The organism is Microvirga tunisiensis, assembly GCF_009296175.1.
Taxonomy (GTDB): Bacteria; Pseudomonadota; Alphaproteobacteria; order Rhizobiales; family Beijerinckiaceae; genus Microvirga; species Microvirga tunisiensis.
Genome location: NZ_VOSK01000822.1, coordinates 1 through 1,110 on the forward strand (window position 1 = coordinate 1; position 1,110 = coordinate 1,110).

At 59.5% G+C, this 1,110-nt stretch carries 3 protein-coding genes; all 3 read left to right on the top strand.

Annotated elements, in window-relative coordinates:
- Positions 1-587 (top strand): DUF1194 domain-containing protein (locus tag FS320_RS43880; protein WP_210252267.1); only part of this gene is annotated, 587 nt, incomplete at its 5' end.
- A 15-nt stretch (positions 588-602) separates the two neighbouring features.
- Positions 603-980 (top strand): phytochelatin synthase family protein, encoded by a 378-nt coding sequence (locus tag FS320_RS43885; protein WP_152718718.1) that lies wholly within the window; start codon positions 603-605, stop codon positions 978-980.
- Positions 967-1,110, top strand: a 144-nt coding sequence (locus FS320_RS49500; protein ID WP_244626992.1) for a DUF6429 family protein, incomplete at its 3' end; no start/stop codon positions are given. The genes FS320_RS43885 and FS320_RS49500, both read left to right, overlap by 14 nt.

Here is a 1,110-nt window from a genome sequence, read left to right on the forward strand (position 1 = left end):
CGACGACGCCGACCCGTATCGACAATCTCAACTCGATCCATAGCCGCACTGTCCTTTTTGACGTCAATAAGGACAGTCAGTGCCAAATCCGACAATTCCTACAAGGCGGCCCACCTCGGATGCGTACTCTCATCGAAGAAGGCCAGCTCTTGGATCGCGACCTTCCGACCGATCATTACGAGGCTTCCAGAAGCCAGCTCCAGACGGACATCGCCCTTGCAATCCGCTCCGCATCAGCCCTTCTCAACTCGGCGCCGTCCAGGAGCCCGCGCTCTGTCATCAACATTGTCGGTAATGGTCCGAGCAACAGTGGAATGGAGCCTGCCAAAGCACGTGACGCGGCTCAGGAGGCAGGACAGATCGTCAATGGCCTTGTTGTCGGCTACGGCCTTGCCTCCGATGTCGAATATTACCGCACACACGTGGTCGGCGGTCCTGGCTCGTTTGTGATGCAGGTCTCCAACCCGCAGGAGATGATGGAGGCTTTTCTCGCAAAGTTCCGACTGGATATTGCAGGACCAAGCGAAGCCACCGCCTCCGACGAACAGTTTCTCCCCGCCTCCGCAACCGACGACCCTGATCCCTGAGCCAGGAGATCCGCCATGCGCGTGCTCACCTTGATCCTGAAGGTAGTTTGTCTCAGCCTCTGCTTGACCATCGGGCCCGTTTCCGCCCAGCCACTCCCGCTGCCAGAACCCCTGATCAGCCTGAACAGTGACCGTGGTTCCCGTCTGCTGCTGGAGAGCGAGGCGAACCGCGCCTACTGGCCGCTGAGCATCCAATTCGTGACCCAGAAGAACCAGGCCTACTGCGGTGTTGCGAGCCTCGCGATGGTGCTCAACGCGTTGGGCGTTTCAGCCCCCTCTACTCCGGAGTTCGAGCCGTTCAAGACCTTCACGCAGGACAATCGTATCCATCCGAGCGGGGCCGCGGGATTTTGGGTGCCGCGCGTGGTAACGTCGGTTCATGGAGATCGATGAGGACAAGATCGACGATGCCGTTTTGGCGCTGTTATGGCTGACGCTGCATAACGAGCGTTGTGCCTGGAAGGGCTTCGACTGGGCAACGACGGATCGGCTTCACAAGAAGGGCTTGATCGGCGACCCAGTC